The 5448-nt window shown below is 68.4% G+C and carries 5 protein-coding genes; 1 reads left to right on the plus strand and 4 read right to left on the minus strand.

Annotated elements, in window-relative coordinates; translation table 11 throughout:
- Nucleotides 1-261: 261 nt before the first annotated feature.
- The gene (locus ACIQM0_RS39235) at nucleotides 262-516 is read left to right on the plus strand and encodes a hypothetical protein (RefSeq protein ID WP_401296021.1); all 255 of its coding nucleotides are present in this window, start codon (nucleotides 262-264) and stop codon (nucleotides 514-516) included.
- A gap of 37 nt (nucleotides 517-553) precedes the next feature.
- On the opposite strand, the gene ACIQM0_RS39240 is transcribed toward ACIQM0_RS39235, so the two are convergent.
- The 4 genes from ACIQM0_RS39240 to ACIQM0_RS39255 form a co-directional block, all read right to left on the minus strand.
- A complete protein-coding gene (locus ACIQM0_RS39240) occupies nucleotides 554-1285 on the minus strand; it encodes a hypothetical protein (RefSeq protein ID WP_401296024.1) in 732 nt (243 codons plus the stop codon).
- 398 nt (nucleotides 1286-1683) lie between these two features.
- On the minus strand, nucleotides 1684-2721 hold the full coding sequence (locus tag ACIQM0_RS39245) for an ATP-binding protein (protein ID WP_401296027.1): 1038 nt from the start codon (nucleotides 2719-2721) through the stop codon (nucleotides 1684-1686).
- Nucleotides 2718-4232, minus strand: a complete 1515-nt coding sequence (locus ACIQM0_RS39250; protein WP_401296032.1) for a Mu transposase C-terminal domain-containing protein — start codon at nucleotides 4230-4232, stop codon at nucleotides 2718-2720. The genes ACIQM0_RS39245 and ACIQM0_RS39250 overlap by 4 nt, the downstream gene beginning before the upstream one ends.
- 356 nt (nucleotides 4233-4588) lie before the next feature.
- Nucleotides 4589-5341, minus strand: a complete 753-nt coding sequence (locus ACIQM0_RS39255; RefSeq protein WP_401296029.1) for a TnsA-like heteromeric transposase endonuclease subunit — start codon at nucleotides 5339-5341, stop codon at nucleotides 4589-4591.
- Nucleotides 5342-5448 lie beyond the last annotated feature (107 nt).

The raw sequence follows: 5448 nt of genomic DNA on the forward strand, positions 1-5448 counted from the left end.
TGACCTGTCGCAGCGAAGATAGTCGGGCCGGATCGTGTTGACCTGCGGGGACTGGATTGGGTGAGACGGCTGCGGGTCGGCCCGGCGGCCGGCAGGCTGGAGGGGCAGTGAACACGGTGTTGGCTTTGCCCAGGCAGAATTGGTCGTGTGATTATCTTTCACTGCATGAACTGTCAGCAGCCTCTGACTGGCGAGCTGGAGCCTGGGGAGCCGCTGAGGGGCCCCGAGCGGCCACCTGGCCACGAGATTGCGTCACCGCGGATGGCTCAGGGAACCTTCAAGGTCAACTTCGACGGTTCCCTTCTGATCCTTCACCCCGATGACGTTCCGGGGATGGCACGCCATTCCGATGCTCGTCGCCTCATCGGTTGCTGCGGCCTCGCAGGCCAGGACGGTCCCAACCTTGTCTGTTCCGGCTGCGGTCTCGAAGTCGCGACGGAAGAAAGCGATTGCTGGACCGACAATCTGGTGGCCTTGGACGCGGCCGCGGTGAGTGAAGACCCCCAGCCGAAGTAGGCCATCGTGCTGCTCCCGCCGCCGACCGCCTGGCTCGTCAGCTGCCAAGGGCTGGCTCTGCTGCGTCGAGCTGAAACCAGTCCTGGGTGACCATCCAGGACTGGTAGTCCAGGAAGATCCTTGCGAGGCCGTCCGACCGCTCTCGGATCGTGAAGTAGTCGCGGAGGAGCCGGTGGAGCGTGATCACCGCTGCGGCGTCGGCCTGCTTGGTGAGCGGGTGAGTCCAGCCCCCTGGAGTGAGGTGGCGGACGAGGAGGGGCCAGGTCAGGTCGTGGCCTCGGCCGAGGCGGACCACGAGCCACTCCTGGAACCCTGTGAGCATGCTCCACGAGCTTCCGGCGTCCAGGCCGAGGAGAAAAGCGGTCATCGAGGAGAAGGAGCCGTCGAGGCCGTGCCGGGCGGGCTCGCGACGCACCGCGGTCAGCAGGGCCTGGTAGTGCTGGAGCACGTTCGCATGGAAGGTCTGCTGGGTGGCGGCGAGGTAGTTTCCCGCACTGCGTTCGGAGTTCCTGGTCAATGTGTCCGGGTTCCTCAGCGGGTGGCTGGACATGTAGCGGTGAACGGTGCCGTAGGACACGCTGGCGTCGTGTTCGTCCAGCAGCCTCTCCCAGACCAGCCCGACCGTGGGAAGTTGGCCAGCATGCGTGGCAGCGTATTCGTCGAGGATGACGTCGATGGCGGGACCGACGCGTCCTTTGGCCCGGCCCTGGATGGCCGCGCGCTCCTTGCGCGGCGGAGGAGTCGGTGAGGCGAGAGCCTGGCGGACCATGTATGGGCTCACGCGATGCCTCGCGGCCAACTTTCTGACCGACTGCTCTCCCGCTTGGACGTCCCGACGGATCGCTGCGAAGAGCGCCGGCTTGTCCGCGCTGGCTGTGACACGACGCTTGGGCTTGTCCGGGGTCGGCCTCGCACGTTTCTTTCGCACCAGATCGGCCAGCACCCGTTCCAATACCTCTTGTCGACGGCCGGTAACTGCGGCGAGTCGGTCAGCGCGTGGTCGTTTCCCGCGCCCGTAGTCGGGTGGGCCAACCAGGCATCCGCGCAGGTAGCTGGGCTTGAGGTGGTTCGCCTGAGCCAGTCGGCGGATGAAGGAGTCGGTTCCCTCACCGAGTCGCAGTGAGACCTGGACGGGGAGCCGGACCAACTGTTCGGGCAGCGAATCGGTCACCGGGCGGCCGGCTTTCTCACGGTTTCCGCGGCGTGGTCCAGGGGGATCTCGTCGAGTGCTTCTTTGGTCACGCGTTCGGTCCCGCCCAGGATCGCGTCGATCGCGGCGCCCCGAATGGCGTGGGACAACGCTCCGATCATGCCGTCGGCCCGGTTGTGGAGGTAACGGTCCAGCTTCACCAGACTGCCCTGCGGGTGGTCGTGCAGGAGCAAGGTCTGTTCCATGGTCGCGACCAGGCCCTTCCACTCGTCGCCGTAGGGGAACGGGCGGGTGGGGACGAGGGTGAAGCGGCCCGCGATCTGGGCGCCCCGGGTGCCGGTGAGGAGTTCGCTGGTCTCCAGGCCGATACCCGCATAGACGAACGTCGCGGGGATGCGCTCGGAGAAGTACTTCAGGGTGTCAGAGACCTCACCGCCGGCCCGCGTGACCTGCGAGACGTTGTGAATCTCGTCGACCAGCACCATGCCGGTGCAGGAGTCCGTGCAGACCCCGACCACGGCCTCGATGATGTCCGTCATGTTCGACCGGGGACGGACCGGCAGGCCCAGGAACCGCGCGAACTCGGCGGCGACCATGCGGGCGGTCGCGGCTGGCGGGACGGTGATGTAGAGCACCGGGATGCGGCCGGCAACGTTCGGGTGACGGGCCTGGTCGAGGAGTTCATGGGCGAGCCCGAGCTGGGTGATGGCGCTGGTCTTGCCCGTGCCCGGCAGGCCGGAGACCATCAGGCCGCGGCGGGCGCTGATCGCGTGCCGGTTGAGCAGGACCAGCCGACGGCCGCAGACCACCGTCTTCTCGACGAACGAGGTGGCGACTACGAGCATCCGCGCGTGATGGTCGAGCCGGTCCTCGTCGTAGAGGGTCCGCTCTGCCGGGGACAGCCTGCGCAGTTCGTCGGAGGACAGCAGGACCGGGGGTTCGGGCGGGCCGGCGGCGAATGTCCGCCATCCGTCGAGGGTGGTGAGTTGGCGGTTGGCCGCGGCATCGGCCTCGTGCAGGGCGGTTCGGCGGCCTGCCGGTTCAGGGATGGTCACGGACGTCTCCAGGGGTTGGCGAGCGGGTCGAAGAGACCCAGCGGGATGACCTTGGCCAGCTCGGTGTCCGGCTCTTCGTCCGGCGTGGGCTCGGCGGCGGGTGTGTCCGGGATCGGTCGGTCGGGGGTGGTGGCCCGGGTCCGGGCGGCGACGCGGCGGGAGCGCTTGGCCGCAGGGCCCTTCTCCGGTGCGGGGCCCGCGTGGGCCCGCCGCAGCAGGGCAGCGGCGGCGTCCGCGATCTGTTCCTCGGTGCCGCCTGGGACCTGCTCGCAGGCGTGGTCCCAGGCCAGTTCCCCGAACGGGACGCCGACGCGGCGAAGGTGCTTCCAGAACACGGTGATCCACCGATTGCCCTGGCGGTCGCGTACCCAGATCCGGGAGATGTCGTAGGGGTCGTAGTGGATCTCCCACAGACCCTTCTTCTCTGCCACCCCGGAGTGCTGGCGACGCAATGGGCCCAACTCGACGTCGTCGTAAGTGCGGTGCTTGATCCGGATGCCGTAGGCGTTGATCGCCTGCCAGCGTTCGGGCAGCAGCTCGATGAAGTCCTCGCCGTTCAGCGGGACCGGGACGTAGCCGCAGGACTCCACCAGCGTGGCGTACTTCTCGTTCGGCGAGAACGCCCGCTTCGGTGCCTGCGGATCACGCAGCCCGTCATGCGGCCTGGTTTGCCAGACCGCGATGATCCATTCTTCGAGAAGGCCCTGCAGCTCGGGCAGCGACCACAGCGGCCCGTCCTCCAGCTTCCGGCCCCGGCGGTCCGCGGTCGAACCGGTGTAGCCCGCGACGAACTGAGCGAACAGCGTGGCCACCGAGCCCAGGGTCTTCTCGATCGTGCCCTTGTCCGTCGGGGTCGCCTTATGGGCCGGCTGCAGGCTGATGCCCAAATACCGGCAGGACGCCCGGAAGTTGTTCGAGATGAACACCTTGCCGTGGTCGCAGACGATCGTCTCCGGAACGATCACCGGCCGTGCCGCCGCGTGCTCCAAGCGCTCGTCCATGCTCAGCAGCCGCCGGTGCGGCAGCACCGAACGGGACATCAGCAGAGCTTCCGACCAGCCCGGTCGCATCACCTCCGGGGTGACACTGCGGGCCAGCAGCGCGGAGGCGTCGGCAGACTTCGTCGTCGGCCGCAGCACCGCCGCGGTGATCGACCTGGTCGCGATGTCGACCATCGCGGTCAGCTCGACCTTCTCCGCAATGCCGTCGTCCAGCCGCACCAGCACGTCCAGCGGGGTCGAGTCGATCTGCATGAGCTCGCCCGGCGCGCTGGCCGGCACTTCCCCGAACGGGCCGGGCGGCCGTGCGTTGACCGACCGGCGCGTGCGGGCCGAGCCCGTCGCATGAGTGCCGGTCGCCAGCTTGCTGTAGAGCCGGTAGAGGGTCGCCCGGGAAGGAACCTCGATATCGGCGGCCTTCTCCTGGCTGGCCAGGATCTCCTTGGCCCGCCAGACGATGAACCCGATCGTCTTCGACGAGTCCTCGGCTGTCTCGCCGATCGCCTGCCGCATCGCCTCCACCACTACCGCATCGACCATGCCGAAAGGCGGCATCTGTTTGGCGGACCGGCCGTCGGCCAGCCCGACCAGTCCGTCACGCTGATAACGCTGGCGCCGCTGCTTGATCCCGCTGGCTGTCACTGGGTGCCCGGCCGCCGTCACCTCGGCCGCCTTGGCTCGCTCACGCTCAGCCAGCGAGGTCCGTCGCGGATCGAACTCCGGGCGCGGCACCGCTCCTTCGAAAGCGTCCAACGGCAGGCCGTGCAGCACTTCGAGAATGTGCCCCTCCCACCAACGGGCCTGTTCGGCCGCCGTCTCGGGAAACTCCGCGATCCGGGAGTTGGGCGGGACCGTCCGCCCCGTCCCGCTCACTGGGCACCCCCGGCGGCCAGGCTCACGACTGTGCGCGGTCCCATCAGCTCGACCGCCAGCCCATTGACGGCCAGTTCCTGGAGCCAGAGCAGATGAAAGAGGGTGGGTAGTGTCGCGAGCCGGTCACCCGCGGCGTCGGCCCCTGGAAACATCGGGCCCGGCTCCTCGAAGACCTCCCGCAGCCGGTCGGCAACCCGGCGGTGCAGGCACCGCGGGTGCCTGTAGCGCGACAGCCACCGCACATTCGCCAGCAGCACCGCCTCCGGCGTCCCGACCCGCTCGAACCCCCACCCGGCCTGAGCGCAGGCGAGCCGCGTCACCTCGAACGCTTCCGCGTCCTTCGGCTCAATCCGCTCATCCGCGCGGACGTCGATGACCACCGCCGAGCCATCCGCGCGGCGGGCGAAGTAGTCCGGGGCGTGCCGACGTTCTCGTTCGCCGTCGTGCCAGTACAGCCAGAACGGCTGCGAGGCGATCCCCGTCACCTTCGGGTCGAAGTCCAGGAGCAGGAGCCGATCCCGCTCCAACCAGGACTCGAAGCCGACGTGCTGCCCAGTCGTCGCGGCCCAGTACCAGCCCGCGAAGTGACGCTCACCGCGAGACCATCGAAAGGGCCGTACCGGTGCCACGTCCTCGAAACGGGTCGTCACACAGTCCAGCAGCGGACGCCGTCGCCGCTCGCGTACGAGGTCCACGTACGACAGGTCGACGCACGGTCCCGGAAGATCCACCCCAGCCGGTACAGCCACCCAACACCCCCAGCGCGATCACCTACGCGCCTAGGTTCACTGAGACGGAAGGCCAAACGACTGGGTTCGCTGAGTAAACGACTCGATTGGATGAGAGCGGTCAGCCG

This window comes from Streptomyces sp. NPDC091387 (assembly GCF_044756945.1).
Lineage (GTDB): Bacteria > Actinomycetota > Actinomycetes > Streptomycetales > Streptomycetaceae > Streptomyces.

Bases quoted from the DNA above. Each gene is read 5' to 3' on its own strand.
- ACIQM0_RS39235 (WP_401296021.1), top strand. From the start codon at position 262: ATGGCTCAGGGAACCTTCAAGGTCAACTTCGACGGTTCCCTTCTGATC.
- ACIQM0_RS39240 (WP_401296024.1), bottom strand. From the start codon at position 1,285: ATGGTCCGCCAGGCTCTCGCCTCACCGACTCCTCCGCCGCGCAAGGAG.
- ACIQM0_RS39250 (WP_401296032.1), bottom strand. From the start codon at position 4,232: ATGCGGCAGGCGATCGGCGAGACAGCCGAGGACTCGTCGAAGACGATC.